The organism is Streptomyces sp. DSM 41931, assembly GCF_050271085.1.
Classification (GTDB): Bacteria; Actinomycetota; Actinomycetes; order Streptomycetales; family Streptomycetaceae; genus Streptomyces; species Streptomyces albogriseolus.
This window is the reverse complement of the sequence record NZ_CP189902.1, coordinates 4,674,226-4,701,149: the sequence shown is the minus strand read 5'-3', so window position 1 is coordinate 4,701,149 and position 26,924 is coordinate 4,674,226. Positions and strand designations below refer to the sequence as shown.

General features: G+C 72.8%; 26 protein-coding genes. 12 read left to right on the top strand and 14 right to left on the bottom strand.

What is annotated here, in order from left to right; all coding sequences use genetic code 11:
• Nucleotides 1-19 precede the first annotated feature (19 nt).
• Nucleotides 20-1,522, top strand: coding sequence for an alpha/beta hydrolase (locus ACP7TJ_RS21935; protein WP_390922037.1), 1,503 nt, complete (start codon nucleotides 20-22; stop codon nucleotides 1,520-1,522).
• A 101-nt stretch (nucleotides 1,523-1,623) separates the two neighbouring features.
• Here the strand turns inward: ACP7TJ_RS21935 and moeZ are convergent, their stop codons facing one another.
• The 7 genes from moeZ to ACP7TJ_RS21900 all read right to left on the bottom strand — a co-directional run bounded on the left by moeZ (nucleotide 1,624) and on the right by ACP7TJ_RS21900 (nucleotide 10,521).
• On the bottom strand, nucleotides 1,624-2,802 hold the full coding sequence (gene moeZ, locus ACP7TJ_RS21930; protein ID WP_093766931.1) for an adenylyltransferase/sulfurtransferase MoeZ: 1,179 nt from the start codon (nucleotides 2,800-2,802) through the stop codon (nucleotides 1,624-1,626).
• 63 nt (nucleotides 2,803-2,865) lie between these two features.
• Nucleotides 2,866-3,627, bottom strand: a complete 762-nt coding sequence (locus ACP7TJ_RS21925) for a spherulation-specific family 4 protein (RefSeq protein ID WP_189912512.1) — start codon at nucleotides 3,625-3,627, stop codon at nucleotides 2,866-2,868.
• The gene (locus ACP7TJ_RS21920) at nucleotides 3,615-4,625 is read right to left on the bottom strand and encodes an NAD-dependent epimerase/dehydratase (protein WP_427764790.1); all 1,011 of its coding nucleotides are present in this window, start codon (nucleotides 4,623-4,625) and stop codon (nucleotides 3,615-3,617) included. The genes ACP7TJ_RS21925 and ACP7TJ_RS21920 overlap by 13 nt, the downstream gene beginning before the upstream one ends.
• Nucleotides 4,626-4,742: 117 nt before the next feature.
• A complete protein-coding gene (locus ACP7TJ_RS21915) occupies nucleotides 4,743-5,888 on the bottom strand; it encodes a hypothetical protein (RefSeq protein WP_427764787.1) in 1,146 nt (381 codons plus the stop codon).
• Nucleotides 5,885-7,624: a DUF3492 domain-containing protein gene (locus tag ACP7TJ_RS21910; protein ID WP_427764784.1), complete on the bottom strand. Its 1,740-nt coding sequence runs from the start codon at nucleotides 7,622-7,624 to the stop codon at nucleotides 5,885-5,887. The genes ACP7TJ_RS21915 and ACP7TJ_RS21910 overlap by 4 nt, the downstream gene beginning before the upstream one ends.
• Before the next feature lie 192 nt (nucleotides 7,625-7,816).
• Nucleotides 7,817-9,454, bottom strand: coding sequence for a DUF3152 domain-containing protein (locus tag ACP7TJ_RS21905; RefSeq protein ID WP_427764781.1), 1,638 nt, complete (start codon nucleotides 9,452-9,454; stop codon nucleotides 7,817-7,819).
• A gap of 8 nt (nucleotides 9,455-9,462) precedes the next feature.
• On the bottom strand, nucleotides 9,463-10,521 hold the full coding sequence (locus tag ACP7TJ_RS21900) for an alpha/beta fold hydrolase (RefSeq protein WP_093766925.1): 1,059 nt from the start codon (nucleotides 10,519-10,521) through the stop codon (nucleotides 9,463-9,465).
• A 251-nt stretch (nucleotides 10,522-10,772) separates the two neighbouring features.
• Between ACP7TJ_RS21900 and ACP7TJ_RS21895 the strand changes: the two genes are divergently transcribed.
• From ACP7TJ_RS21895 to ACP7TJ_RS21880, 4 genes are all read left to right on the top strand, one after another.
• Nucleotides 10,773-11,000, top strand: coding sequence for a hypothetical protein (locus ACP7TJ_RS21895; protein WP_093766924.1), 228 nt, complete (start codon nucleotides 10,773-10,775; stop codon nucleotides 10,998-11,000).
• Nucleotides 11,001-11,197: 197 nt separating this feature from the next.
• Nucleotides 11,198-11,842 carry a TetR/AcrR family transcriptional regulator gene (locus tag ACP7TJ_RS21890; RefSeq protein ID WP_093767044.1) on the top strand — a complete coding sequence of 215 codons (645 nt, stop codon included), beginning with the start codon at nucleotides 11,198-11,200 and terminating at the stop codon, nucleotides 11,840-11,842.
• A gap of 145 nt (nucleotides 11,843-11,987) precedes the next feature.
• Nucleotides 11,988-12,215: a DUF3107 domain-containing protein gene (locus tag ACP7TJ_RS21885; protein ID WP_048455740.1), complete on the top strand. Its 228-nt coding sequence runs from the start codon at nucleotides 11,988-11,990 to the stop codon at nucleotides 12,213-12,215.
• Between the two features lie 234 nt (nucleotides 12,216-12,449).
• A complete protein-coding gene (locus ACP7TJ_RS21880) occupies nucleotides 12,450-12,716 on the top strand; it encodes a hypothetical protein (RefSeq protein ID WP_427764776.1) in 267 nt (88 codons plus the stop codon).
• Between the two features lie 450 nt (nucleotides 12,717-13,166).
• Here ACP7TJ_RS21880 and ACP7TJ_RS21875 read toward each other — a convergent pair whose 3' ends face one another.
• The gene (locus ACP7TJ_RS21875; RefSeq protein WP_093767043.1) at nucleotides 13,167-13,922 is read right to left on the bottom strand and encodes a ferritin-like fold-containing protein; all 756 of its coding nucleotides are present in this window, start codon (nucleotides 13,920-13,922) and stop codon (nucleotides 13,167-13,169) included.
• A gap of 315 nt (nucleotides 13,923-14,237) precedes the next feature.
• On the opposite strand from ACP7TJ_RS21875, the gene ACP7TJ_RS21870 reads away from it, so the two are divergent.
• The 3 genes from ACP7TJ_RS21870 to ACP7TJ_RS21860 all read left to right on the top strand — a co-directional run bounded on the left by ACP7TJ_RS21870 (nucleotide 14,238) and on the right by ACP7TJ_RS21860 (nucleotide 18,252).
• Nucleotides 14,238-16,778, top strand: coding sequence for a DEAD/DEAH box helicase (locus ACP7TJ_RS21870; RefSeq protein ID WP_427764772.1), 2,541 nt, complete (start codon nucleotides 14,238-14,240; stop codon nucleotides 16,776-16,778).
• A gap of 80 nt (nucleotides 16,779-16,858) precedes the next feature.
• The gene (locus ACP7TJ_RS21865) at nucleotides 16,859-17,731 is read left to right on the top strand and encodes an alpha/beta fold hydrolase (RefSeq protein WP_427764769.1); all 873 of its coding nucleotides are present in this window, start codon (nucleotides 16,859-16,861) and stop codon (nucleotides 17,729-17,731) included.
• Nucleotides 17,728-18,252 carry a hypothetical protein gene (locus ACP7TJ_RS21860; RefSeq protein ID WP_266400558.1) on the top strand — a complete coding sequence of 175 codons (525 nt, stop codon included), beginning with the start codon at nucleotides 17,728-17,730 and terminating at the stop codon, nucleotides 18,250-18,252. The genes ACP7TJ_RS21865 and ACP7TJ_RS21860 overlap by 4 nt, the downstream gene beginning before the upstream one ends.
• Here ACP7TJ_RS21860 and ACP7TJ_RS21855 read toward each other — a convergent pair.
• Nucleotides 18,249-19,142: an NYN domain-containing protein gene (locus tag ACP7TJ_RS21855; protein ID WP_093766920.1), complete on the bottom strand. Its 894-nt coding sequence runs from the start codon at nucleotides 19,140-19,142 to the stop codon at nucleotides 18,249-18,251. The genes ACP7TJ_RS21860 and ACP7TJ_RS21855 overlap by 4 nt on opposite strands.
• 227 nt (nucleotides 19,143-19,369) lie before the next feature.
• Here ACP7TJ_RS21855 and ACP7TJ_RS21850 point away from each other — a divergent pair, with 227 nt between their 5' ends.
• On the top strand, nucleotides 19,370-19,522 hold the full coding sequence (locus tag ACP7TJ_RS21850) for a hypothetical protein (protein WP_093766919.1): 153 nt from the start codon (nucleotides 19,370-19,372) through the stop codon (nucleotides 19,520-19,522).
• A 114-nt stretch (nucleotides 19,523-19,636) separates the two neighbouring features.
• On the opposite strand, the gene ACP7TJ_RS21845 is transcribed toward ACP7TJ_RS21850, so the two are convergent.
• From ACP7TJ_RS21845 to ACP7TJ_RS21835, 3 genes are all read right to left on the bottom strand, one after another.
• Nucleotides 19,637-20,242 (bottom strand): MarC family protein, encoded by a 606-nt coding sequence (locus tag ACP7TJ_RS21845; protein ID WP_167740885.1) that lies wholly within the window; start codon nucleotides 20,240-20,242, stop codon nucleotides 19,637-19,639.
• A gap of 77 nt (nucleotides 20,243-20,319) precedes the next feature.
• Complete coding sequence (locus tag ACP7TJ_RS21840; RefSeq protein ID WP_093767041.1) at nucleotides 20,320-21,180, bottom strand: PHP domain-containing protein; 861 nt, start codon at nucleotides 21,178-21,180, stop codon at nucleotides 20,320-20,322.
• A 117-nt stretch (nucleotides 21,181-21,297) separates the two neighbouring features.
• Complete coding sequence (locus ACP7TJ_RS21835; protein ID WP_026243421.1) at nucleotides 21,298-21,939, bottom strand: DUF6758 family protein; 642 nt, start codon at nucleotides 21,937-21,939, stop codon at nucleotides 21,298-21,300.
• Nucleotides 21,940-22,090: 151 nt separating this feature from the next.
• On the opposite strand from ACP7TJ_RS21835, the gene ACP7TJ_RS21830 reads away from it, so the two are divergent.
• Complete coding sequence (locus ACP7TJ_RS21830) at nucleotides 22,091-23,314, top strand: MFS transporter (RefSeq protein ID WP_367547426.1); 1,224 nt, start codon at nucleotides 22,091-22,093, stop codon at nucleotides 23,312-23,314.
• A 42-nt stretch (nucleotides 23,315-23,356) separates the two neighbouring features.
• On the opposite strand, the gene ACP7TJ_RS21825 is transcribed toward ACP7TJ_RS21830, so the two are convergent.
• Nucleotides 23,357-23,941 carry a suppressor of fused domain protein gene (locus tag ACP7TJ_RS21825; protein ID WP_093766916.1) on the bottom strand — a complete coding sequence of 195 codons (585 nt, stop codon included), beginning with the start codon at nucleotides 23,939-23,941 and terminating at the stop codon, nucleotides 23,357-23,359.
• A gap of 499 nt (nucleotides 23,942-24,440) precedes the next feature.
• Here ACP7TJ_RS21825 and ACP7TJ_RS21820 point away from each other — a divergent pair, with 499 nt between their 5' ends.
• Both ACP7TJ_RS21820 and ACP7TJ_RS21815 read left to right on the top strand, forming a co-directional pair.
• Nucleotides 24,441-25,559 carry a magnesium and cobalt transport protein CorA gene (locus ACP7TJ_RS21820; RefSeq protein WP_093766915.1) on the top strand — a complete coding sequence of 373 codons (1,119 nt, stop codon included), beginning with the start codon at nucleotides 24,441-24,443 and terminating at the stop codon, nucleotides 25,557-25,559.
• Nucleotides 25,560-25,591: 32 nt separating this feature from the next.
• On the top strand, nucleotides 25,592-26,104 hold the full coding sequence (locus tag ACP7TJ_RS21815; RefSeq protein ID WP_093766914.1) for a hypothetical protein: 513 nt from the start codon (nucleotides 25,592-25,594) through the stop codon (nucleotides 26,102-26,104).
• 27 nt (nucleotides 26,105-26,131) lie between these two features.
• Here the strand turns inward: ACP7TJ_RS21815 and ACP7TJ_RS21810 are convergent, their stop codons facing one another.
• Complete coding sequence (locus tag ACP7TJ_RS21810) at nucleotides 26,132-26,875, bottom strand: hypothetical protein (protein WP_167740888.1); 744 nt, start codon at nucleotides 26,873-26,875, stop codon at nucleotides 26,132-26,134.
• Between the last annotated feature and the right edge of the window lie 49 nt (nucleotides 26,876-26,924).

The following is a 26,924-nucleotide window of genomic DNA, read 5'->3' as shown; positions in this document are numbered from 1 at the left end:
ACGAGGGGGGATGTGGCAGATGACCCGGTTCACACGGTGGGCGGCCCTGACGGCCGCCGCCGCACTGCTGACCGCCGGCTGCAGCGGGGGCGGACCGCCGAAGGACGACTCCGGCAGGGACGACAAGGGGGGCGGCGACAGCGCACTCGACTGGGGGCGCTGCGAGGCGACCGAGGACGGGCCGGCGCCCGGCGAAGAGTGGCAGTGCGCCACCCTCGAGGTGCCGCTGGACTGGTCGAAGCCGGACGGCGGAACGATCGGCCTGGCCCTCATCCGGGCCGAGGCGACGGGCGACGACCGCATCGGCTCCCTGCTGTTCAACTTCGGCGGGCCGGGCGGCTCGGGCGTCTCCACCCTGCCCGCCTACGCCGACATGGCCGCCGACCTGCGCGAGCGGTACGACCTGGTGAGCTGGGACCCGCGCGGCACGGGCGCGAGCGGCGGCGTCCGCTGCCGCGACGACAAGGCCATCGAGGCCGCCGAGTCCTCCGTGGACTGGACTCCGGACACCCCGGCGGAGGAGCGGGTCTTCCTGAAGGACGCGGCCGACTTCGGCAAGGGCTGCCAGAAGGCCGCCGGGAAGCTGATGGCGCACGTCTCGACCACCGACACCGCCCGTGACATGGACCGCATCCGGCAGGCCCTCGGCGACGACCGGATGCACTACTTCGGCATCTCCTACGGCACCGAGCTCGGCGGGGTCTACGCCCACCTCTTCCCCGACAAGGTCGGCCGGATGACGCTGGACGCGGTGGTCGACCCGACGGCCGACGCGATCGGCCACGCCAAGAACCAGACCCGCGGCTTCCAGACCGCCCTCGACAACTACCTGCGGTCCACCGGACGCGACCCGGAGGAGGGCTCGCGGGAGATCGCGGACCTGCTGGACCGGATCGACGCCGAGCCCCTGCCGACGTCCTCCTCCGGCCGGGAGCTGACGCAGTCGCTGGCGATCATCGGCATCGTGCTGCCGCTGTACAGCGAGTCCAGCTGGCCGGCGCTGACCAGCGCGCTGGAGGCGGCCCAGGACGGGGACGGCACGGAGCTGCTGGCCCTCGCGGACGGGTACAACGAGCGGGACGCATCGGGCGGCTACGGCACCACGACCCACGCCCAGCGGGTCATATCGTGCCTGGACGACAAGCAGCGGCCGACGGTCGAGGAGACCAAGAAGCTGCTGCCCGAGTTCGAGGAGCTCTCCCCCGTCTTCGGTCCGTTCCTGGGCTGGGACACGGCGGGCTGGTGCCACGACTGGCCGGTGCCGGGCCAGTTCGAGACGCCGGAGGTGAGCGCGCCGGGCGCGGAGCCGATCCTGGTCGTGGGCAACACCGGCGACCCGGCCACCCCGTACGAGGGGGCGCGGCGCATGGCGGACGAGCTGGGCGAGGGCGTGGGGGTGGTGCTGACCTGGAAGGGCGAGGGCCATGGCGCCTACGGCAGCGGCAGCGACTGCGTCGACTCGACGGTGAACGCCTACCTGCTGGACGGCACGGTGCCGAAGGACGGCAAGGTCTGCTCGTAACGGCGTCGGGGGCTCCAGGCACCCGAGGTGGTGCCCGGAGCCCCCGGCGAGGACCCGGTGACGGCCGGCGCGGTCCGGTGGACCTCTCCGACCGGTGCGGCCTAGTAGACCGGCTTCTCGGGCTCGATCTGGTTGACCCAGCCGATGACGCCGCCGCCGACGTGGACGGCGTCGGAGAAGCCCGCGGACTTCAGGACCGCGAGGACTTCCGCACTGCGGACACCCGTCTTGCAGTTCAAGACGATCTTCTTGTCCTGCGGGAGGCTCTCCAGGGCGTTGCCCATGAGGAACTCGTTCTTGGGGATCAGCCGGGCGCCCGGGATGGAGACGATCTCGAACTCGTTCGGCTCGCGGACGTCGATGAGCTCGATGTTCTCGCCGTCGTCGATCCACTCCTTGAGCTGCTTGGGAGTGATCGTGGAGTCCGCGGCCGCCGCCTGGGCCTCCTCGGACACGACGCCGCAGAAGGCCTCGTAGTCGATGAGCTCGGTGACGGTCGGGTTCTCGCCGCAGATCGCGCAGTCCGGGTCCTTGCGGACCTTGACCTGGCGGTACTGCATCTCCAGGGCGTCGTAGATCATCAGCCGGCCGACGAGGGGCTCGCCGATGCCGGCCAGCAGCTTGATGGCCTCGTTGGCCTGGATGGAGCCGATGGACGCGCAGAGCACGCCCAGGACGCCGCCCTCGGCGCAGGAGGGGACCATGCCGGGCGGCGGGGGCTCCGGGTAGAGGCAGCGGTAGCAGGGTCCGTGCTCGGACCAGAAGACGGAGGCCTGGCCGTCGAAGCGGTAGATGGAACCCCAGACGTACGGCTTGTTCAGCAGCACGCAGGCGTCGTTGACCAGGTAGCGGGTCGCGAAGTTGTCCGTGCCGTCGACGATCAGGTCGTACTGGCTGAACAGGTCCATCACGTTGTCGGCCTCGAGCCGCTCCTCGTGCAGGACCACGTTCACGTAGGGGTTGATGCCCTTGATCGTGTCACGCGCGGACTCGGCCTTGGGGCGGCCGATGTCGGACTGGCTGTGGATGATCTGGCGCTGCAGGTTCGACTCGTCGACCTCGTCGAACTCCACGATGCCGAGCGTGCCCACGCCCGCCGCGGCCATGTACATCAGACCCGGCGAACCCAGGCCGCCGGCGCCCACAAAGAGCACCTTGGCGTTCTTCAGCCGCTTCTGCCCGTCCATGCCCACGTCGGGGATGATCAGGTGGCGGGAGTACCTGCGGACCTCGTCTACGGTGAGCTCGGGGGCCGGCTCGACCAGGGGTGGCAGCGACACGGGGACTCCGTTGATCGGTCAATCACTACGGTTGTTCTCCGCTTAACACTGCCATGCCCTTTTTCATTCCGAGACACCCGTTCCGACACGCGAGACGATGTCGTCCCAGTAGCCGGGCAGCGGCCCCCACGGATCCGCCGGTCCCGCGCGGCCGGAGACACGGTCCGAGTGGTCGGTGAACCAGATGGTGTCGGCACCCTGCCAGCGGGCGATGCGCAGCGCCTCCTCCAGGTGCGGCCGGGGCACGCCGTGCACGAAGTGGCAGAACCGCTCGGGCGGATGGTCGGCGGTCCACTCGGCCACCTGGGACCAGCGGTAGTCGCTCCAGGAGCCGGAGAAGGTGACGAGCTGGTCGGCGTGTTCGGCGTAACCGGGGTGCGGATGGATGCCGTGCCCGAGGACGACGTGGGCCTCCTCGTGGATCACCCGGAGGGTGGCGACGGTGCGCCGCACCTCGGGCAGGTCCTCGCGGCCGGCGGGGCAGCGGTCCAGGAGGAAGCCGTCGACCCGGTACCAGTCGAGGAAGCGGTGCGCGTCGGAGATGATCTCCCCGAATCCGCGCAGCCCGTAGGCGGTGTCGATGTGCCCGAGGACGCGGACGCCCGCGTTGCGCAGCCGGCCCGCCGCCTCCAGGCAGTGCGGGTCGGGCTGGACGCCGGGGCCGTCGGCCACGTTGAGCACCACCCAGTGCAGGGGCGTGCCGGGGCGGCCCAGCCGGTTCCACTCGTCGGGGGCGAGGAGCGGGTGGGCGACCCCCGGGACGCCGAGACCGGTGCCGAGGCCGGTGGCGGTGGGGCCCCGTCTGGTGCGGGTCAGATACGGCATGCCGCCTCCATCCAGATGTCCGCCAGCGACTCCTCGAGGTTGATGCGGGGGCGCCAGCCGAGGCGGTCGCGGGCGGTGCGCACGTCGGCCTGCTGCCAGGCCCCGCACCCGTCGGGGTACGGGAACGCGGCGGGTGAGACCGCGGTGGGGTGGTGGTCCGACTCGGCGCGCGGATGTCCGATGGTCGCCCGCAGATGGGTCGCGTGGGCGGTGTGGGCAGCGTGGACGGGGCCGGGATGGGGCAGTCCGTCGAGCTCGTTGAGGGCGCCGCCGTAGCCGGCCACCCGGGCGAGGATCCCGGCGGCGTCCCGGAGGCGGACGGCGCGGCCGGAGCCGATGTTGATGACGCCCTGTGCGGCGGAGAGCGAGGCGGCGTGCACGGCGCGGGCCACGTCGCGGACGTCGATGAAGTCGCGCTGGGCGCCGAGCCCGCCGAGCTTCAGTTCGCCGTCGCCGGACTGCATGGCGCGGCGCATCGCCTCGGCGAGCCGGCCGAGCGGGGAGCCGGCGGGGGTGCCGGGTCCGACGGGCGAGAAGACCCGCAGCACCACGGCGTCCAGTCCGGAGCCGAGGACCAGTTCGGTGGCGGCGAGCTTGCTGACGCCGTACGGGCCGCCGGGGCGGGGGACGGCGTCCTCGGCGGTGGAGGAGCCCGGCTGGCTGGGCCCGTACTCGGACCCGCAGCCGATCTGCACGAGCCGCGCCCCGCAGCCGCTGCGGCGCAGCGCCTCGCAGATGGTGGCGACGGCGACCGTGTTGTGCCGGGTGAGCTCGCGGGCGCCGCCCCGGGTGGCGCCGGCGCAGTTGACGACGACGCCGGGGTGGACCGCGTCGAGGAAGCGGGTGAGGGCGCCGGGGCTGCCGGTGGCGAGGTCGAAGCGGACGTCGGCGTCGTCACCACGGCCGAGGGCGGTGAGCTGGACGGCGGGGTCGGCGAGCAGGCGGTCGGCGACGAAGCGGCCGATGTAGCCGTTGGCTCCGATCAGCAGGACCCTCATCGGTCGGCTCCTTCGCGGCGGTCGGTGACGGGACGGCAGGTCATGCGAGGTTCTCCTTCAAGGGGGTCGGGTGTTCCGGGGCCGCGGCCGTCCGGGCCGCACGGCGGTCGCGGCCGGTCATCGCGCCCGCTCCGGCCGCAGATGTGCCGAGGCGCGGGTGAGGGTGCGGGAGGCGTGCACGAGCAGGGTCAGGGCGCCCGCCCCGCAGGTCAGGACGGGTACGCCGGTGGGGCCCCAGGCGGCGGTGAGGGCCTCCACCGGTGCGCCCAGGGCGCCGCAGCCGGGCAGCCGGGCCGCGAAGACGGTGGCGGGCGCGAGCACCAGGGCGGCCGCGGTGAGCACGAGGATGACGCGCGGGGCGTGGGTGAACCCGTGCACGGTGAGCAGGCGGGCGACGAAGAGGAGGGCGGCCAGGGCGAGGACCGCCGGGGAGACGGGCTCCGTGTCGAGGAACGGCGCGCACAGGGCGACGAGCGCGGCCACCGTTCCCAGGAACAGGGCGACGGCGCCCAGCAGCACGGGCCGGACCGAGGCGGCGAAGTCCTCCAGACCGCGGCTGGTGGCGAGCTTGCGGCGCGCATGGGTGAGGAAGAGACCGGCCGTCCAGGTGGCGGGCGCGACGGCGAGCGTGAGGGCCAGGAGCGGCGCGAGGGACAGGGGCCAGTCGCCGCCCGCGGTGCCGTCGGGCAGTCCGTCGGGGCCGCCGGCGATCGCGGTGCGCAGCAGGCCGTCGCCCAGCACGGCGTAGGCGAGCAGCCAGCAGGTCCAGGAGCCGGTGGTCGACCGGGAGGCGAATTGGTCGGGGAGGGCCAGCGGTCCACGGCGCAGCGCGGCGCGCAGGGCGAGGGCGACGGCGAGCACGCCGGCGGCCGCCGCGTACAGGCGGTTCTGGCCGTGGGTGCGGGTCAGGGCGATCAGCGAGGCGGCGCACAGCGCGCCGGGCAGCAGCGGGAGCAGGAGCACGGTGACGGACCGGCGGCCGCCTCCCTCGCGGGTCGGGGCGTCCGGTGCGGCGGAGCCGTCGGTCGCTGTGTCGGCGTCGCGCGGGACGCGGGCGTAGAGCTCCTCCGCGAGGGAGAAGACGTCGCGGTGGCGGAAGCGGGCGGCGGTCCGGTCGGTGATGCCGTGGGCCTCCAGGCCCGCCGCGATCTCCAGGGGGTCCACGGCGCGTTCGCACAGCTCGCGGTGGCGGTGCAGCAGCACCTTGACCGGGTCGGCCGCGCCGGGGGCGGCACCGCGGTCGAGTTCGCTCAGGTCGGTCATCGGACGGTCTCCGTGACGGGTTCCGGCGTCTCCACGGCCCAGGTGGGGACGGCGCGGGGGGTGGGTTCGGTCCAGTGGCCCGGGACATGGGCCTCGGCGGGCGCGGCGAAGGGCTGCATGTCTCCGGCGCCGTCGAGGACGGGCCGGCGTACGGGGGTCCGGGCGACGGTCTCGAGGTAGAGGCCGTGGAACGCCGCGACGTTCTGCTCGACGCTGAACAGTTCCAGCGCCCGGGCGCGCGCAGCCGCTCCGAGGCGTGCACGGCGCTCGGGGTCGCGCAGCAGCGAGAGGCACGCCTCGGCGAGCGCCCGCGGATTGCGCGGCGGTACGACGAGACCGGTGCCGCCGATCACCTCGACGACCGCGCCGACGTCCGTGGAGACCGTCGCGCGTCCGCAGAACATCGCCTCGATCAACCCGGCCGGGAACCCCTCGACGACGCTGGAGAGCACGGTGACGGTCGCGCCGGCGTGGACGTCGGCGGTGGTCTCCGCGCCGGGGCCGCCGAGTTCCTCGAAGGACACCGGGTTCCGCCCGACGGCGTGCGGGCCGTCGGCCTCGTCCGGGAAGAGCTGTGCGGCCAGGGCCCTGCAGTGGCCGAGGTAGGCCTCGCCCTCCGGTGCTGAGGTGCGGCCGACGATGCGCAGCCGGGTCCCGGGCTCGGCCGCGCGGACCTCCGCGAAGGCGTGCAGCAGGGAGACCAGGTCCTTGGCGGGCTCCACCCGGCCGATCCAGACGAGGGTGTGCGGGTCGGTGCGCTCCCGCTTCCCCCGCTTGTCCCGCTTGTCCCGCTTCTCCCGCTCCTCGCGCGTCTCCCGGTCCCCCGGCCGGTCCTCGCCGACGCGCGCGAAGGGCGCGGCGTCGAGGCCCGGGTAGATGGTGCGCAGCTTGGCCCGGTCGGCGCCGCAGCGCTCCTGCCAGCGGCGGGCATGGGCGTTGCCGGGGACGAGGTAGGAGGCGGTGCGGTAGGTCTCGGCGGTCAGCAGGCCGTGGAAGGCGGCGAGCAGGGTCCGTGCGGCGGGCGAGGCGTCGGGGCGCGTGAGGTAGTGCGTGCGCAGGCGCACGCCGTACTCGGTGACCAGGAGCGGGACGCCGAAGAAGTGGCGGGCGAGCAGGCCCGGGAGCGCGGCGACGCCGCCGGACGCGGCGTGGCAGAGGTCCACGGCGCCGAGGCCGTCCTCCTCGTACCAGTCGAGCGAGAGGGGGCGCAGGGCGCGCTCCAGTTGGCCGGCGACGGTCAGCAGATCAGGGACGCGGGCCTCGCGCGCGGTGCGGCGAGCTCCGGGCGCGCGACAGGCGTGTTCCAGGGCGCGCACGGCCTGCTCGGAGCGCAGCGCGGCGACCAGTCCGCCCTCGTCACGGGCGAGCTCGGCGAGCCCGTGGAGGGCGCTGGCGAAACGGTCCGCCTCGGCGGCGCCGGGCTTCTCGGCGGCGCCGGGCTCCGCGGCGGTGCAGAGCGCGGCGGCCAGTTCGCCGTAGTGCTCGGTGAAACGCCGGCGTGCGCGACGGCCGTGGACCGCCCCGTCCTCCTCGGCGGCCCACAGCGGCGCCGTGCGCACCCGCGCGACCTGGGGCGGCAGCTCGACCCAGCCCGCGTCCTCCTGGGCCTGGCCGTTGCTGAACGCGTAGACGTCGAACTCGTGTCGGTCGAGCCCGCGCACCAGGCGGTCGCACCACACCCCGCCCTCACCGCCCACATACGGATAACCACCCTCCGTAAGCAGTCCGATGCGCACGTGTGCACCCCCGTTCTCCCGTCGGGAGCCGCCGTTGGCCCGGCGGCTCGCAGCGGGACGAACGTATGCGGACGGGACGGTGGCGTGATGGACGGTTGTCCATCACGCCACCAAAAGGGGTGAACGGGCGTAACTTTCCCGCGCGGATCGCGTTCGCCGTGCTGCGGCCTGCGCGCCGGGGGATCGGGCGGTCTAGCCCTTCGGGTAGGGCCAGGGGTTGGGCCGGCAGCTGATCCCGCCGTACTCGAGGAACTTGGTCTGCTGCTGCATCACCGGGGCCAGGTCGCCGTCCTTGTCACAGGTGACGTGGTTGTGGCCGAGGCGGTGGCCGATCTCGTGGTTGATCAGCATCTGGCGGTAGGCGAACATCTTGTCGCCGTACGTCTCGGCGCCCTGCGCCCAGCGGTAGGCGTTGATCAGCACCCGCTCGGTGGCCGCGGAGTCGCAGGAGACGTTGTCCTCGGTGGTGTCCAGGCCCGACTTGGCGCACCAGTCGGCGGTCGTCTCGGGGCTGGCCAGGGTGATCACGAACTCGGCGTCGCCGGACTCGATCCGCTCGAAGGTGAGGCCGTCGTGCGCCCAGCTCCGTCTGTCGTTGAGCGTCCGGTGCACGGCCTCGGCGAACAGCGCGCCGTCCAGGTCGAGCCCGCGCTCCACGTCCACCCGGTACGTGATCTTCCGTCCCTTGCCGGGCGCCCTGTCGATCCCCTTGACGGCGTAGAACTTGCCCGTGCCGGCGCGCGTGGCGGCCGGCGGGAACTTCCGGTCCATCTGCTGCTCGTACGTGAGCGGCTTCGCCGTGGGCGCCCCGGGCGTCGCCCGGTCGTCCCCGCGCGAGGTGGAGTCGCGCACGTCGCGCGCCTGCTCGCCGGCGGACTGCGACTGGACGCTCGGGCTGTCGGGCCCGTCGGCGACCTGCCCGGCGACGACGACGGCCAGCACGGTGGTGACGGCGGCTGCCGCCATGCCGGTGAACGCACGCCCCTTGCCGCCCCTGGTCTGCGCGGGGACGCCCGTCGGCGGCTCGTCGTCGACGACGCCGGTGCCGGTGTCCGAGGGGACGCCGGTGGCCGGGACGCTGTCCCAGTCGGTGACGGTGGCGTAGGGGTCCGCAGGGCGGCGGGTCACGGGCTTGCGCGGGGTGAAGAGGTCGTCGCTCTCGTCGAACGCCTCCACGTAGTCCCGGCGCGGTCCCTCCACGGGCGCCTGCCGCTGCCTCGGCAGGGGCACGCCCCGCCCGGCGGCCGGCGCGCCGTGCCCGGCGCCGGCGGCGGAACGTCCGTGCAGGGTCCCCCAGCCGCCCCCGTCGTCCGGCTGCTCGGGGTGCCCGCCCCGGACCCGGGGGGTGCCGTGCGCGGGAGTGCCGTCCGCGTAACGCGGGACGCCGTTCGGAGGGGTTCGGTCCCCGAATCCGGGGACACCGTGTGCGGGAGTCCCGTCGCCGGGGCGAGGTGCGCCCTGCGCGGGAGTTCCGTTCCCGTAGCGCGGGAAGCCGTGTGCCGGAGTCCCCTCGCCGTACTGCGGGACACCGCGCGGAGGGGTTCCGTCGCCGTACCGGGGGACACCGCGCGCCGGGGTCCCGTTCCGCTGCCGGCCGTCCGGCACGGACGGTGCGCCCGGCGCCCCGTACCCGTGCACCGGGGTGCCGTGCGGAGGCGTGCCGTACGGCGGAGTGTCCTGCGTCTGCCGCTGTGGCCGCGCCGCGCCCTGGCCTGCGTCCCAGCGGTCGTCGTACCGCGCCTCGGGCGCGTCGCGCACACCCCGTGCGGCGGCGGTGGTGTCCGCGGTGTCGCCCTTGGGGGCGGGCCCGCGACGGCTGTGGCGTCCCACGTCGCGCCTCAGCCCCTCGTCGTCTCGGTCGTGGCGGTCGGGCCGCCGGTGTCGGCGGACGGACCCGGATCGCCCTGTGCGTCCGGCTGCACAGTACCGCCCTCGGCCGCGGGGTCCGTCGCATGCCTCAGGAGTTCACGGAACGCCGACGCCACGGTTTCGGGATACTCCATCATCGCCACGTGACCCGCGTCCGGGAGTGTCACGAGCCGGGAGCCCCGGAAGGCGCGGGCGGCGCGCTGGGCCATGCGGAAGCCGACGAGCTGGTCGCGGCCGCCGTAGACGAGCAGGGTCGGTGCGAGCACCCGCTCGGCCTGACGCCACAGTCCGTGCTGGCCACCGAGCATGTAGGCGCTGACGAGCCCCCGCGCGGAGCGCGCCATCGCGTCCCAGAAGTACGGCAGCCGCTGCCGCCGCTCCATCTCCTGCACGGCGTGCCGGAAACCTTCCGGCGTCACCTGTGAGGGGTCGCCGTAGCAGAGGTTCAGGACGCCGCGGACGCGCTGTTCGGCGGTCCACTCACGGGTGAGGCGGGTGAACAGAGGTGCGACGCCGGGCACGGCCAGCAGTCCGGTGGGGACGGCGGTGCGCTGCACGCGCAGTTCCGGCAGGGCCGGGGAGACGAGCGTGAGGGTGCGGACCAGGTCGGGGCGCACGGCGGCGACCCTGGTGACGACCGCGCCGCCGAGGGAGTTGCCGAAGAGGTGGACCGGTCCGCGGCCGGATGCCTCCAGACAGCGGATCACCGCGCGGGCGTGCGCGGTGATCGAGTAGTCGCCGTCGTCCGGGGGCGGGGAGTCGCCGAACCCGGGGAGGTCCACGGCCTCGCTGTGGACGACGTCGTCCAGCAGGGCCATCAGGGGCGACCAGTTGAGTGACGAGCCGCCGAGCCCGTGGACGTGGAAGGCGGGCGGCAGTCCGTCGCGGGCCGGCGGCCGGAATCTGACCGTGAGCGTGGCGCCGGGCACCCGCACCGACCTCAGCCGCTCACCCTCGGCCACCCTGACCGCAGCCGGCTCGGGCAGCACGCTGGTCGGCGGCACGGACGGCAGCTCGGTCGAAGACATGCGGCAATGTTACGAGACGATCACACCGTGGTTCACGTGTTCGGCATCACAAGAATGCCGCACGCCCCCGTGCGCCGCCGTCGCACTCCTTCCCTCCTCCCTCACGTCCCTGGCGCCGGGCGCGCGTCCGCGTCACGCTCCGGCCGTGGATCGCATGGCGCCGAAATCGGGTGTCTCCTAGGCTCGTACCGAGGGCACCCGTACGTGGCCCCTGCATGCCTCAGGGGCGTGACCAGGAAGGGAGCCCAGCGATGGCCGTAGATCCGACCGACCCCGAGACGTTCGAGGAGGACGAGGACGTGCAGGAGGGCCTGGAGTACGACGTCGAGGCGCCGGAGGTCGACGCGGCCGAGCAGCAGACGGAGGTGCGGCCGGAGCAGGACGACCCGCTGGAGGAGGTCGACCCCGGCCGCGCGAACGAGGCGGACCTGGTGGAACAGGCGCGCGTCGTCTCGCTCGACGAGGACGACTACCGGTGAGGAATGCGCCGACCGGGACGTCAGCCGTTCGGAAGGGGACGATTTTTGCCCGCTCTGACAGCTTCTGAAACCGTCCGTGCTGCTTCTTCCGCTGTCCGGTCCGTGAAATTCTGCACGTGCACCGCGCACATCAGGATTACCGAAAAGTACGATGGCGACGCGGCTGATCCCGCATGTGGACGACAATGGGAGGCGGCGTGACAGCCATCGAGCAGACGGACGCGGTACGCCCGAGGGGTACACGCCTTCCGCGCCGTGCCCGGCGGAACCAGTTGCTGGGCGCCGCCCAGGAGGTCTTCGTCGCGCAGGGTTACCACGCGGCGGCGATGGACGACATCGCCGAGCGCGCGGGGGTCAGCAAGCCGGTGCTGTACCAGCACTTCCCCGGCAAGCTCGACCTGTACCTGGCGCTGCTGGACCAGCACTGCGAGGCGCTGATCCAGTCGGTGCGGCACGCGCTGGCGTCGACCTCGGACAACAAGCAGCGCGTGCGGGCGACCATGGACGCCTATTTCGCGTACGTCGAGGACGACGGCGGCGCCTTCCGCCTGGTCTTCGAGTCGGACCTGACGAACGAGCCCGCCGTGCGCGAGCGCGTCGACAAGGTCACCAACGACTGCGCGGAGGCCATCTGCGACGTCATCGCCGAGGACACCGGCCTGTCGCGCGCGGAGTCGATGCTGCTGGCGTCGGGGCTCGGCGGGCTCGCCCAGGTGGTGGCGCGGTCCTGGCTGCACAGCGACCGCAGCGTGCCGCGCGACCAGGCGGTGCAGCTGCTGGCCTCGCTGGCGTGGCGGGGTATCGCCGGGTTCCCGCTGCACGGCACCGATCAGCAGCACTGACGGCGGGGCCAGCGGTCGTTTGTTCCCGCCGGCTGTTCGCTGTTGGCGTGGCCGGGCGAAGCGTGCACATCCCCTCACCGGGCTAATGTGTGCAGGTACGGCGCGGAAGGTCGCGCACTTCACTGACCGTCGGAGGGACATAGCCGTGGAGGTCAAGATCGGCGTGCAGCACGCGCCCCGCGAGATCGTTCTGGAGAGCGGTCAGAGCGCCGAGGAGGTCGAGCGCGTGGTGGGCGAGGCGCTGGCCGGGAAGTCGCAGCTGCTGAGCCTCGTGGACGAGCACGGCCGCAAGATCCTGGTCCCGGCCGACCGTCTCGCCTACGTGGAGATCGGCGAGCCGGCCCCGCGCAAGGTGGGCTTCGGCGCGCTGTAGGGCGGGCCGAGAGCGGTACGCGTACGAGAGGGGCCCGGCGGTTCTCACCGCCGGGCCCCTCTCCGTGTCCGGTCTCCGTGTGCGGTCTCCGTGTCCGGGGCGTGCCCCTCGGAAACCCCCGGACGGCCTACACGGGAGTCCCTGTGGGGAGGATTGGATTCCGCAGGTCAGGGGTAAACCGGGACAGGACCAAGACATGGACGAGCAGGCCGGCCGTGTGGGAGGGACCCCGACATGCTTCTGGAAGCGATCAGCTCCGCGATTCTCGGCCTGGCCCTGGCCTGGGGGGCGCACCACCGCCTGTCCCACCGGCTTCCCCGGCGCGCCCTCGTGCTGGCGACCGGTGTGGCCGGGGCGCTGTTCGGCGCCTTCGTCATGAACACCGCGCTGGACGCGGGCAACCTGCTGACGATGCTGCTGGGTGCGGCGATCGTCTCGATCGCCTCCCTCTCCTTGCTGCTGCGCCCGGCGGGCAGACTCCACCACTCGGCCACGGCCTGACCGCCCCACGGGGCGTTCGTCCACCTCTACGGCTGAGCACCGCGGGCCACCACGGCCCCGGCCGCTCCCCCCTTGCCGCCGCAGGCGACCAACCGCCGCCCGCAGCCACCACGCCGCGCGGCCGTCCTGCCCGGGCCGGCCGCCTAGGTCACACGACCCCGGCCGTCTCGGCCGCCGGCAACCGCCGGCCGCCCACCGGCCCGTCGGACGGTCGAACCGTTCCGGCCGGCCACCGAGGTCCCTGGGTCCGGCTGCCCCCAGGGACGGCCGTCCGTCCTTGCCGACCCGCAAACGGCCGGACCGCTCCAGCCGGTCACTCAGACCCCTGCGTCCGGCTGCCCCCGGACGGCCGTCCGTCCCGGCCGCCCCGCCGACGCCACCGTCGTCGGGCGTGCCCGTGCTGCCTCCCCAGAGGCCGTCCGGCCGAGGCGGCCGTGCGGCAGACTGCCGTCAGGCGGCCAGGCCCAGGGCCGCCATCCGCTTCGTGTGTGCCTCCGTGATGCGGGAGAACATGCGGCCCACCTCCGCCAGGTCGAAGCCGTCCGCGACGCCGCCCACGAGCATCGTCGACAGCGCGTCGCGGTCGGCGACCACCCGCTGGGACTGGGAGAGGGCCTCGCCCATCAGGCGGCGCGCCCACAGGGCGAGCCGGCCGCCGACGCGCGGGTCGGCCTCGATGGCCGCGCGCACCTTCTCCACGGCGAAGCCGCCGTGCCCCGTGTCGTCCAGGACGGCCAGGACCAGCGCGCGGGTGTCGGAGTCGAGGTGCGCCGCGACCTCGCGGTAGAAGTCGCTCGCGATGGAGTCGCCCACGTACGCCTTGACCAGGCCCTCCAGCCAGTCGGACGGCGCCGTCTGCTTGTGGAAGCCGTCGTAGGCGGACACGAACGGCTCCATGGCCTGCGTCGGCTCCTCGCCGATCTCGGCCAGCCGGTCCCGCAGCCGCTCGAAGTGGTGGAACTCGGCCGAGGCCATCTTCGCCAGCTCCGCCTTGTCCGCCATCGTGGGCGCCAGCTTGGCGTCCTCCGCGAGCCGCTCGAACGCCGCCAGCTCCCCGTAGGCGAGCGCGCCGAGCAGATCCACGACAGCGGCACGGTACTGGGGGTCGGCGGAGGCGGCCGCCCAGTCCATGGCGGCGACGCCGGTCTGCGCGGCAGGGGTCTCGGGGGTTTCCGCGGCGTTGTCAGGGCTGTCAGAGCTCGTCATGCAGCGCACAATAGCCCGCTCGGCCTGCCCCGGAAGGTCCTGGCCGATCAGTGTGACGACGACTACGTGACCAAATCGGCCATGGCGTGTGCGCGAATCCGGGGTATGGTGGTAATGCGCCTGCTGAGCACTCTGACGTACTCGGATGTGTTCGACGGGCCGCATGTATGAGGATGCCCGGTCGGTGGCCCGATCGGCTCCGACCCGACAGCCCTCTGTTCGTACGGCACATCGCGTACGTCATGCGGAGGGACACCTCAGCGGTACGAGCGCTCGAGCGTCGGCAGTGGTCCCGTGTCCTACGGCCTCGACCGTATGGCAGCCGTCGTCCCCGGCACGGTCCCTACACGACCCCCCGCGCTCGCCTCGCACCGCGCACACAGAAGAGGCAGCACCCTGACTACGACGTTCCGAGAGCTCGGGATCCTTCCCGAGACAGCCGAAGCCCTTGAAGCCGTCGGTATCACCACCCCCTTCCCCATCCAGGAGATGACGCTCCCCGTGGCCCTCACGGGCACGGACGTCATCGGCCAGGCCAAGACCGGCACCGGTAAGACGCTCGGTTTCGGTCTTCCGCTCCTCGAGCGGGTCACCGTCCCCGCCGACGTGGAGGCGGGCCGCGCGAAGCCCGAGGACCTCACCGACACGCCGCAGGCGCTGGTCGTCGTCCCCACCCGCGAGTTGTGCACGCAGGTCACCAACGACCTGCTGACCGCCGGCAAGGTGCGCAACGTGCGCGTCACCGCGATCTACGGCGGCCGGGCCTACGAGCCGCAGGTCGAGGCGCTGAAGAAGGGCGTCGACGTGATCGTCGGCACCCCGGGCCGGCTGCTCGACCTCGCCGGGCAGAAGAAGCTCAACCTGTCCCACGTCAAGGCCCTCGTCCTCGACGAGGCCGACGAGATGCTCGACCTGGGCTTCCTGCCCGACGTCGAGAAGATCATCAACCTGCTTCCGGTGAAGCGGCAGACCATGCTGTTCTCGGCCACCATGCCGGGCGCGGTCATCGGTCTGGCCCGCCGCTACATGTCGCAGCCCACGCACATCCGCGCCACCGCGCCGGACGACGAGGGCGCCACGGTCGCGAACACCAAGCAGTTCGTCTACCGCGCGCACAACATGGACAAGCCCGAGATGGTCGCGCGGATACTGCAGGCCGACGGCCGTGGCCTGGTCATGATCTTCTGCCGGACCAAGCGCACCGCCGCCGACCTGGCCGACCAGCTCAAGCAGCGCGGCTTCGCCTCCGGCGCGGTCCACGGCGACCTCGGCCAGGGCGCCCGCGAGCAGGCGCTGCGCGCCTTCCGCAACGGCAAGGTGGACGTGCTCGTCTGCACCGACGTGGCCGCGCGCGGCATCGACGTCGAGGGCGTCACGCACGTCATCAACTACCAGACGCCCGAGGACGAGAAGACGTACCTGCACCGCATCGGCCGCACCGGCCGCGCGGGCGCCAAGGGTACGGCGATCACGCTGGTCGACTGGGACGACATCCCGCGCTGGCAGCTGATCAACAAGGCGCTGGACCTGGGCCTGGGCGACCCGGCGGAGACCTACTCCACCTCTCCGCACCTGTACACGGACCTGGGCATCGCCGAGGGCACCAAGGGCACCCTGCCCCGCTCGGAGCGCACCCGCGCCGGTCTGGACGCGGAGGAGATCGAGGACCTGGGCGAGGTCGGCGGTCGCGGACCGCGCGGACGCGGCGGCCGGGACGGCCGTGACGGGCGCCGCGGTTCCCGTCCCGAGCGTTCCGAGCGTTCCGAGCGTTCCGAGGAGCGTGAGGCGTCGACGCGTACGCCGCGCCGTCGTCGCCGTACCCGTGGCGGGGCGCCGCTCGACGAGGCGGGCTCCGGGTCCGCCGCGCCGGCCGCCGTGGACGCCGGGGAGGCGGAGGCCGGCGAGGCCCCGCGCACCCCGCGCCGTCGCCGCCGCACCCGTGGCGGGGTCACCGCCGCCGTGAGCACGGCGGAGCAGGGGGCCGCGGAGGCCGCCGTCGACACGGCCGAGGGCCAGTCGGTGGAGACCGCCGAAGCCGCCGAGGCCGTCGAGAAGCCGCGCCGTCGCCGCACCCGTCGGTCGGCCGAGCAGGCTCCGGCCGTGACGGAGCAGCCGTCGGTTCCGGCGCCCGCCGCCGAGCCCGTCGTGGCCGAGTCCGTCGTGGCGGAGCCCGCCCCGGCGGAGGACGCCGCGCCGCGCCGTCGCCGTACGCGCAAGGCGGCCCAGTCCGCCGAGACGGTGGCCGACATCGCCGAGGGCACGACGGAGACGGCCGAGACCGCGCCGAAGCGCACGCGGAAGGCCGCCGCGAAGGCGGAGACCGCCGTCGACACCGCCGAAGGCACCGTCGAGGCGCCCGCCGAGGCCAAGCCGCGCCGCACCCGCAAGAAGGCGGTGGCGGTCGAGGCTGACGCCGCGGCCGGGGCCGTCGTGGCCGAGGAGAAGCCGAAGCGCACGCGGAAGACCGCGGCCAAGAAGGCCGAGGCCGCCGTGGACACGGCCGAAGGCGCCGAGGCCACGCCGCGTCGCCGGACCCGTAAGGCCGCCGAGGCCGTGGAGATCCCGGCCCAGGCCACGCCGGAGGCCGAGGAGAAGCCGAAGCGCACGCGGAAGACCGCGGCCAAGAAGGCCGAGGCCGCCGTGGACACGGCCGAGGGCGCCGAGGCCGCGCCGCGCCGCACCCGCAAGACGGTGCCCGCGCAGACCGCCCCGGAAGGGGAGGTCGCCGAGGCCGCCGCGCCGCGTCGCCGCACCCGCAAGGCCGCCGCGTCCGCGCCGGAGGCCACGGAGACGGCGGAGCCGAAGGCGCGCCGCACCCGTAAGGCCGCGGCCCCCGCGGACGCCGCGGAGAGCTGACACCGCACCGACGCCGACGGCCCGGTCCCCGCTCAGGGGGCCGGGCCGTCGGCGTGTGCGCACCCGCTACCCTCACCCGGGTGATCACCACCTCCTCCCCCGCTCGTCTCCCCGAGCTCCTCCCTCGCCGACTCCCCACCGAGCGGGGCGAGTTCGCCGTCCTGGACGTGTCACCGGCCGCCGGTGTCCCGGTGCGGGGGACCGTGCTGCTGCTGCCCGGCTACACCGGCAGCAAGGAGGACTTCACGCTGGTCCTCGAGCCGCTCGCCGCGCGCGGCTACCGTGCCGTCGCCGTGGACGGACGCGGCCAGCACGGCTCGGACGGCCCCGAGGACGACGAAGCCGCCTACGCACAGGACGAGCTGGCGAAGGACGTAGGGGCGCAGGCACGCGCGGTGGGCGCACCCGTGCATCTCGTCGGGCATTCGATGGGCGGTCAGATCGCCCGCGCGGCCGTGCTGCTGGACCACTCCCCGTTCCGCTCGCTGACGCTCGTCTCCTCGGGCGCCGCGCGCATCTCCGTCTCGCAGGAGCAGCGGGTGACGCTGCTGCGGGACGCCCTCGCGGTGATGTCGATGGAGGAGTGCTGGGAGGCGATCCTGGCGATGGGCCCGCCGGAGGAAGTGGGCGGCCCCGCCCGGGGAATCGGCGGCCCGGAACTGCTCCGGAAGCGCTGGCTGAGCACCAAACCCGCTCAACTACTTTCCGTCGGGAGGCAGTTGTGCGTGGAGCCGGACCGGGTCGCGGAACTGGCCGCCGTCCCGCTGCCGTTCCATGTGCTCTCCGGCTCGCACGACGACACCTGGCCGGTCCCCGACCTCGACGCCATGGCCCTCCGTCTGGGGGCCCGTCGCACGGTGGTCGACGGCGCGGGCCACACCCCCATGACCGACCGCCCCACCCCCACGGCGCAGTCCCTCGCCGACTTCTTCGACACCTTGGCGGTCCGATGAACCACGCCCGCGGTGCGGCCGTTCTCGCCCTGCTCGTGGCGGCCGTCGGCTGCACGTCGGAGGCGGACGCCCCCGAGCGTCCGGCCTCTTCGCCTCCGGCCTCCTCGCCTGCGGCCACCACCGCCGGCGTCAGCCCCGACCCGCTGCCGAGCGACACGGTGGCCCCTCCGCGACTCGACAGCCAAGCCGGCACGTACGGTCCCGCCCGCGGTAGCGCGGTCTTCAGCTACGACGCGGCCGGCAGCCGGGACGCCTACATCAGCTTCGCCTTCCATTGCCAGGGCTCCGGCACCCTCAAGGTGCGAGTCCCCGTACTGCACGCGAACTTCCCGATCCAGTGCGACAGAGGGCAACTGCCCGAGAGGGGCGTCGACTTCGCCGTCCCGGCCGCCCGTCTGGCCGGAACCGTGCACGTGACCGCGCCGCCCGGCGTGACCTGGGCAGGTGCCGTCGGTCGGGGAGGGCCCGAGGAAGAGGAGGAGACCTCCATCTGGGAGCGGGGGCCCGGCGAGGAGTCCTAGTACTGCGCCTGAAGGTGGTCCCAGAAGCCGTCGCGGAGGGCGCGGCGGAGGTCGGCCTGGCCGCGCAGGGAGTACTGGAGGAGGCCCTCGGCCTCGACCAGGAGGTCCTGGTCGACGGAGCCGGGCAGGTACGGGTGGCCGGGGAGCAGCTCCATCATGGTGTCGCGGCCGCGCGAGACCAGCCACTTCGCGGCGATCTGCGCGCCGACGAAGCGGACGTCCTCGCGGGCGGGCCGGCCGCCCGCCGGTTCGTACGCGGGCGCCGTGCGCCGGGAGACGTACGGCTTGAAGAAGTCCAGGTCGAGGGTGCGCTGGCTGTCGACCTCCCAGAGCAGCGGCTCGGCCTGGTTGCGGCCCTCGGGCGCCTCGATGCCCCACAGGTGGACGCGGGCGCCGTAGCCCTGGGCCGCCTCGACGGCGGAGACCAGGTCCTCGTCGCCGCCGAGCAGCGCCGCGTCGCTGATGGCGCGGTGCCGGGCCAGTGACTCCAGGTCGGAGCGGATCAGGGAGTCGACGCCCTTCTGCTGGTTGTTGGCGTTGAGGTTGCCGAGGCGGACCTTGACGTCGGGCAGAGCGGCGATGGACTGCTGCTCGGCGGTGTGGATACGGCGCCGGGCACCGTCGTACCAGTAGACGCGCAGCAGCCTGCTGTCGGCGAAGATGGTGCGGGCGCGGTCGATGAGCGCGTCGATCAGCCCCTCGGCGTCGAGGTCGAAGGCGCGGCGGTCCTCCGTCCCCGCGACGAGCCGCCCCGCGGCCGCGTAGAGGTAGCCGGCGTCCACGAAGATCGCGTGCGTCGAGGGCGTCTTGGCCACCTCGGCGAGCATGCGCTGGAGCAGCTCGTTCGTGCGGTCGATACGGGCGTGCAAGGCCGCGGTGTCGTCGTTCATCACCTCTCATTGTCCCGCCGGTCACGCTACGAACACAACCGGTCCCGGTCGGTCCCGTTCGAAAACCTTACCCGTCAGTATTTAGCCGATCGAAAATTTTCCTTAGCGTAGGGAATGTTTGCACCACACAGCCCGTTGAACCCTGTGCCGCACACGGGCCCGTCCGGTCCGTGTGCCTTCACCAGTAGTTCTCCTTCAGGAGGATGACCAGACGAAGGGAGAAGCCCTTGCGCTTCGAAATCATGCGACTCGACGACATCGACGGCACCGCCGTGGACTCGACCGTCGTGGACGCCGCCTCCGTCAACCGCATCGTTCAGCAGGCTGCCGCCGTGGGGCAGCGCCTGTGGATCCGCCCGGCCGACACACCGGCCTCGTAACTCCCGCGCCGCGGGCCGGCGGCCGTACGAGCCGCTTCCCGGTGCACTGTTCGCATGCTTGAGAGCCCCCGTACCACTCGGGTACGGGGGCTCCGGTGTGCCCGCGGCCGGACGTCAGGCGCCCTGGATCACCTGAGTGACGCCATTGATGATCTGCTGCACGGCGATGGCGGACAGCATCATGCCCGCGAGCCGCGTCACCAGGACCACGCCGCCGTCCTTGATGACCCGGATGATCAGCAGCGAGTAGCGCATCACCAGCCACAGGACGACATGGATGGCGAGGATCGCCGACCACACGGAGACCTGCCCCGCCACGCTGTCGGCCTTCTCCACGGCGAGGATGACCGACACGATCGCGCCCGGCCCCGCCAGCAGCGGCATGCCCAGCGGGACCAGCGCGACGTTGACGTCCTTGGTCTGCTTCGGCTCGTCGGTCTTGCCGGTGAGCAGGTCCAGCGCGATCAGCAGGAGCAGCAGTCCGCCGGCGATCATCAGCGCCGGTATGGAGACGTGCAGGTAGTCCAGGATCTGATGGCCGAGCAGACCGAAGACGACGATCACACCGCCCGCCACACAGACGGCCTGGAAAGCCATGTGCCGCTGCGCCTTGGCCGGACGGCCCGCGGTCAGCGCGAGGAAGATCGGGGTGATCCCAGGGGGATCCATGATGACAAAAAGGGTGAGGAAGAGAGAGCCGAAGACGGCGACGTCGAACATGACTGCCTAGCGCGAGAACGGAAGGGTGAAAGGAAAGGGTGAGAGCGGGACGGCGGACCCGGCGGTCCTCGCCGGGATCAGACCGATCCGCCGGTCCCCGGCACCGGGAACGCCCCGGTCGCGCGCCGTGTGATCTCGCCGTAGACCTCGGGGTCCGTGGAGAACTCGCCGAGGACGCAGGCCTTCCGGCTGCCGTGGTAGTCGCTCGACCCGGTCACCAGCAGCCCCAGCTCGCCCGCCAGGCCGCGCAGCCGCGTCCGGGTGTCGGGGTCGTGGTCCATGTGGTCGACCTCGATGCCGTCGAGTCCGGCCGCGGCCAGCTCCGCGATCGCGGACTCCGGCACGGTCCTGCCCCGCTTGACCGCGGCCGGGTGCGCGAAGACGGCGACGCCGCCCGCGTTCTTCACCAGCCGCACGGCCTCGAAGGGGTCGGTCTCGTGCTTCGGCACGTACGCGCGGCCGCCGTCGGCCAGCCACTCGGGCGTGAAGGCGTCGCTCACGCTTCCCACCACGCCGAGCTCGACCAGCGCGCTGGCCACGTGCGGGCGGCCCACCGAGCCGTCGCCGGCGATGCGCGCGACCTGTTCCCAGGTGACGGGCACGCCCAGCGCGTTCAGCTTGGCGATCATGCCCTTGGCGCGCGGCACCCGGTCGTCCCGGACCAGCTCGCGCTCGGCGAGCAGGGCGGGCTCCTCGGGGTCGAAGAGGTAGGCCAGCAGATGCATGCTGACGCCGTCGAGGCGGCAGGAGAGCTCGGCGCCGGTGACCAGGGTGAGGCCGTGGGGCAGCGCCGCGAGCGCATCGGCGTGGCCGCGCGTGGTGTCGTGGTCGGTGAGGGCCACGACGTCGAGTCCGGCCGCGGCGGCCTTGCGGACCAGCTCGGCCGGGGTGTCCGTGCCGTCGGACGCGGTGGAGTGGGTGTGCAGGTCGATGCGCACGACGCGGTACTCCAAGCGGGACGGACGGATGGGGACGCTCCAGGATAACCGGATTTCCGGCCACCGCTGTCACACTCGAACCCGTTGAGCGCCCCCTACATCACCGGCCGCGCCCGGTCACTTCTCCAGCAGACGCGGGGACAGCGCGCCACAGGGGACCAGCTCCACCTCGGCGCCCGCGTCCCGCAGGTCGGCGAGCACCAGCTCGTCGTACATCAGCAGGCCCGACTGCTCGGGCCACACCACCGCCCACAGCCACAGCCCGAGCGCCTCGCCCGCGAACACGGCGCGGTCGTCGGGTGTGCGGGCGACGTGCCAGAGCGGGGTGGGGCGGCCGGCGGCCAGCACCTTGGCCTGGGGCGGCTTCTCGACGTTCATGTAGGGCCCGGGGTCCGGGCCGTCGATGCCCGCGTACCGCGCGCCGAGTCCGACGCCGAGCTCCTCGGCGACCAGGATGAGCTCGCCCATCCCGCCGAGCGGCCCGGGGCCGGTGCACGCGACGGCCGTCGCCCGGCCCCCGCTGCGGTCGTCGCCCGCGGACGCCACGCCGGTGAAGAGCCAGCCCACCGGCAGCGGCCACGGCATCCACACCGGCACCTTGGTGCGGTGCACGACGACTTCGAGGGCCTCGACGCTCGGCGGTATCACGGGCTGCAGCGGGTGCACGGTGCCGTGCACGTCGCACTGCCAGGCATCCGAGAAGAGGCCGGGAGCCCTGACCCGGCCACCGCACTTCGGGCAACTGGGTTCGCCCCTCATAGGGCCCCACGGTCCTAGGTCCGCAGCGCCACGTCAAGGACGATCACCCGACCGGGCGGAACGGCGGCTCACCTGTCGAGATAGATGTAGCTTGCATTAATTAGGTTGGCTAACCTATCGTGTGCGCATTCCCCACGGGATTGGAGCACCCATGGACCCCATCGACACGGGATCGGGCGGCATCCTCAGGCAGCCGAAAGCAGTGTGGGCGACCGCGGGCGCGTCCGTCGTCGCCTTCATGGGCATCGGACTCGTCGACCCGATCCTGCCGTCCATCGCCGAGGGCCTCGACGCGACCGCCGGGCAGGTCTCCCTGCTCTTCACCTCCTACTTCCTGATCACCGCGCTGGCGATGCTGGTGACCGGCTTCGTCTCCAGCCGGATCGGCGGGCGCAGGACCCTGCTGCTCGGGCTCGCGCTCGTCGTGGTCTTCGCCGGACTCTCGGGCACCTCGGGGTCGGTCGGCGAGCTGGTCGGCTTCCGCGCCGGCTGGGGACTGGGCAACGCGCTGTTCGTCTCCACCGCCCTCGCCGTCATCGTCGGCGCCGCGGCCGGCGGCAGCGCGGCCGCCATCCTGCTGTACGAGTCCGCCCTGGGCCTGGGCATGGCCTGCGGCCCGCTGGTGGGCGCGCTGCTCGGCGACGCGAGCTGGCGCTACCCCTTCTTCGGCACGGCCTTCCTGATGGCGGTCGGCTTCGTGTGCATCACCGCCTTCCTGAAGGAGCAGCCCCGGCCGGCCCGCAGGACCTCCCTGCTGGACCCGGTCAAGGCGCTCGGGCACGGCGGACTGGCCTCCACCGCGGTCTCGGCGTTCTTCTACAACTACACGTTCTTCACCGTGCTGGCCTTCACGCCGTTCGTGCTGGACATGTCCCCCTACCGGTCCGGCGCGGTGTTCTTCGCCTGGGGCGTGCTGCTCGCCGTGTTCTCGGTGATCGTGGCCCCGCGGCTGCAGAGGCGGCTCGGCTCGCTGACGGTGCTGGGCGGCTCGCTGGTGCTGCTCGCGGTGGACGTGCTGGTGCTCGGCCACGGCGGCCACACCACGGCGGTCGTCTGCACCGTGCTGTCCGGCGCGCTGATCGGCGTGAACAACACGGTGTACACGGAGCTGGCGCTCGGGGTGTCGGACGCGCCCCGTCCGGTGGCGAGCGCCGGCTACAACTTCGTGCGCTGGTTCGCGGCGGCCGCCGCGCCGTACTTCGCGCCGAAGATCGAGGAGTGGAGCGACGTCCACATGCCGTTCACGGTCGCCGCGGTGACGGCGGTGCTGGGCGCGCTGGTGGTGCTGGTGCGGCGCCGGGCGCTCACCGCCGAGGCGGAGGAGATCCGGCCCGGGCACGCCACCGAGGACGGCATGGGCGTCCTCGCCAACTGAGCACCTCCGGACGGGCGTTGGTGAGGTTCCTCACTCCGGCGCTCAGTCCAGCGGCACGGACTTCCGGGACGGGTCCCTGAGGTCCGTGCCGTGGTTCAGCCACCGCTCCTGGAGGGCCTGGGCGCCGTGCACGCGCTTCCAGGCGGCCTCGTTCGGCGTCATCGGCAGCAGCGGCAGGAAGCGCACGGGCTCCAGGGGCGCGTCGAGTTCGAGGTCCTCGACCAGACCGCCCGGCTCGGCGACCAGCACCGAGGTGAACGGGGCGCCCGGCCACAGCGGCTCCCCCACGTCGAGCGAGGCGCCGGGGGCCACGACCAGCCCCTCGACCTGCGGGGACGCGGCGAGCACGGCGAGCGGACGGAGCACCTTGCCGGTGTCGGCGACGCCGCCGCGCACGGACAGCACCAGCTCGGCACGAGGTCCCGCGACCGGGTCCGCGATCACGGCCGTGGGGTCCGTCATGGGATGCGCGGACATGCCGAGGGTCGCGTAGCGCACGATGTCCCCCTCGTGGAACCGCAGCACCTCGATGCGGTCCGTGCCCAGGAAGGTGACCGCCGCGCGCGCGTCCGGTTCGCCCAGCGCCGTACGCAGCCGGGCCTCGACCAGAGGAAGAACATCAGCCATGCGGCGAGCATAGAACTCGTCAGTACCGGGCAAAGCAGAGCCTTGACACAGCAGTCGGCTGATACGCTTGGCCGGTGGTTCGGGCAGCACGCGTCCAGCGTTCCGACACTGCCTGAACGCCTGTGTGACACTCCCCGCTCATCGGGGGAATCCCCCAGGGGATCGCGATCGTCCCTCACGAGGGACCGGCCGGAGGAGGTGGGGCTGGCATGGACCGAAGTCGACCGTGCAGTATCACCCGCTCTTCCGCCCGCTGAGGCAGCTGTTCTCCTTTCGGCTCCCGCCTTTCGCTTCGCGCGTCTTCATCGGAAGAGCTCTCGTTTCGTTCTGACTGATCTGCCCCAGTAGCTGCATCAGCGACGAAGCTCGCCACCGCGACGGTGCGGTGCTCCCCGCTTTGTGGACGTGCCAAACATGCGCAGTCCAGGACGTCCTCATTCCGGGTTGTTCCACCCGTCGCCCCGGCGCCTTTCGTTGCCCTTTCGCGAAGGAGCCCGCCATGTCGATGATCCGCGACCTGCGCGCCGTGGTCCGTCCCTCCCGTGTCTCGCTGCGCAAGGAGAGCGGCCCGTACGACACCACGCGGGAGCGCGCGGCGGCCACCGCCGTCGTCGACTGCGCCGTCTACCGGGACGGCCGCCGCCTGGACACCGAGGGCGGCCCGCTCAGCCCCCAGGACGCGATGCGCCGGGTGCGCCGCGACGGGGGCTTCGTCTGGATCGGCCTGCACGAGCCCACGGAGGCCGAATTCGCGGGAATCGCCGCCGAGTTCGGGCTGCACCCGCTGGCCGTGGAGGACGCCGTCCAGGCCCACCAGCGGCCCAAGCTGGAGCGCTACGACGACTCCCTGTTCACGGTCTTCAAGACCGTCCACTACCTCGACCACGACCGCGTCTCCTCCAGCAGCGAGATCGTGGAGACCGGCGAGGTCATGTGCTTCACCGGACGGGACTTCTTCATCACCGTCCGGCACGGAGGCCAGGGCTCCCTGCGCGCCCTGCGCCACCGCCTCCAGGACGACCCCGAGCTGCTGGCCAAGGGCCCCTCGGCGGTGCTGCACGCCATCGCCGACCATGTGGTGGACGGCTACATCGCGGTCGCCGACGCCCTGCAGGACGACATCGACGAGGTCGAGACCAAGGTCTTCTCCCCCGGCCGCAAAGGCACCCCGCGCGGCACCGACGCCGGTGAGATCTACCAGCTCAAGCGTGAGGTGCTGGAGTTCAAGCGGGCCGTGGCGCCGCTGCTGCGCCCGATGCAGCTGCTCAGCGAGCGGCCGATGCGGCTGATCGACCCGGAGATCCAGAAGTACTTCCGGGACGTCGCCGACCACGTGGCCCGGGTGCAGGAGCAGGTCATCGGCTTCGACGAACTGCTGAACTCCATCCTCCAGGCCAACCTCGCGCAGGCGTCCGTCGCGCAGAACGAGGACATGCGCAAGATCACCTCATGGGCCGCGATCATCGCCGTCCCGACCATGGTCTGCGGGGTGTACGGCATGAACTTCGACTACATGCCGGAGACCCACTGGAAGTACGGCTACCCGGTGGTCCTCGGCGTCACGGTCGCCATCTGCCTCGGCATCCACCGCACGCTGAAGCGCAACGGCTGGCTCTGAGACGGCCGGCCCCGCCTGGATAGGCTGGGCGCATGACTGGCGAGCTGCTCGACCGGGCCCTCATCGAGGAGGCCTCGAAGAAGTCCGGCCTGATCTGGGTCGAAGGACCCGGCGTCCCGGCCCGTCCGCTGTGGCACGTGTGGCACGAGGGCGCCGCGTGCGTGGTCGGCGACGGCCCCGGCGAACAGCCCCTGACGGGACTCGCCGACGGGGCGCGGGCCGAGGTGACGGTGCGCAGCAAGGACAAGGGCGGCCGGCTGGTCACCTGGACCGCGGCCGTCCGCGAACTGGCCTCCGGCTCCGAGGAGTGGACGGCGGCCGTCGACGGTCTCAAGGGCAAGCGGCTCAACGCGCCCGACGGCGAGGCGATGCCGGAGCGCTGGGCCCGCGAGTGCCGGGTGCTGCGCCTGGAGCCGACCGGCGTGACGGGCGCGCTGCCCGACGGCGATCTCTCCGCGGCCCCGCTGCCCACCCCGGCGACGACCCGGACGCCGATGCCGGCCGGGCTGCCGCGCCTGCTGACGAAGCGCAGGCGGCGCGGCTGACGCGGCGGGGAGTCAACAGGCCGGGAGCTAAGAGGCCGGGAGCTGCTTGCCGTAGTCGAGGGTGTCGTCCTTGGCGGGCTTCTCCAGGGGGAAGTCGGCGCCCCACGAGGAGAAGGTGAGGGTGCCGGCCTCCCCGGCGCGCACCAGCCGCAGCGGGTACGGCTTGCCCTCGAGGGAGACGTCCAGGGTGCCGCCGGCGCCGTCGTCGCCGGTGACCCGGACGGTGCGGACGCCGCCCTGCTCGTGGTGGCCGTCCGTGCTGAGCTTCCCGTGCAGCGTCAGCAACCCGCCGAGCAGCACGTTCTTGTCGGTGAAGCCGATGAACTTGGTGTACGAGGGGTCGCCCTTGGGCACCTTGACGTACTTCGAGGCGAGCTTGTCCGCCGCCTTGGAGTCGCCGTCCCCGTCGCCGCCCTTCCCCCAGAAGGCGGCGTCGGCCTTCAGGTAGAGCTCCTGGCCGACCCGCAGCAGCCGGAAGGTCTCCCCCTCCGTGCTGACCGAGCCGATGCCGCCCTGTTCTTTCAGCCGCATGTCGAGGGTGTAGGTGCGGCCGCTGGTCTGCACCGAGCCGTGCAGCCGCACGGTGCCCACGGACGCGGCCGCCTTCCGCGCCTTGGTCTGGATCTGGTCGGCGGGGAGTCTGCCGACGCCGTTCGTTCCTTCGTTCGGATCCTCGGAGCATCCCGTGAGCGCCGTCCCCGCCACGACCAGCGCGCACACGGCGCCGGCCAGCGTGGCCCTGCGGGAACGGCCCGGGGAGATCGGAATCACAGGTGGGCTGCCTCTCTGACGGGGGACCTGAACGGCGTACCGCAGAGTA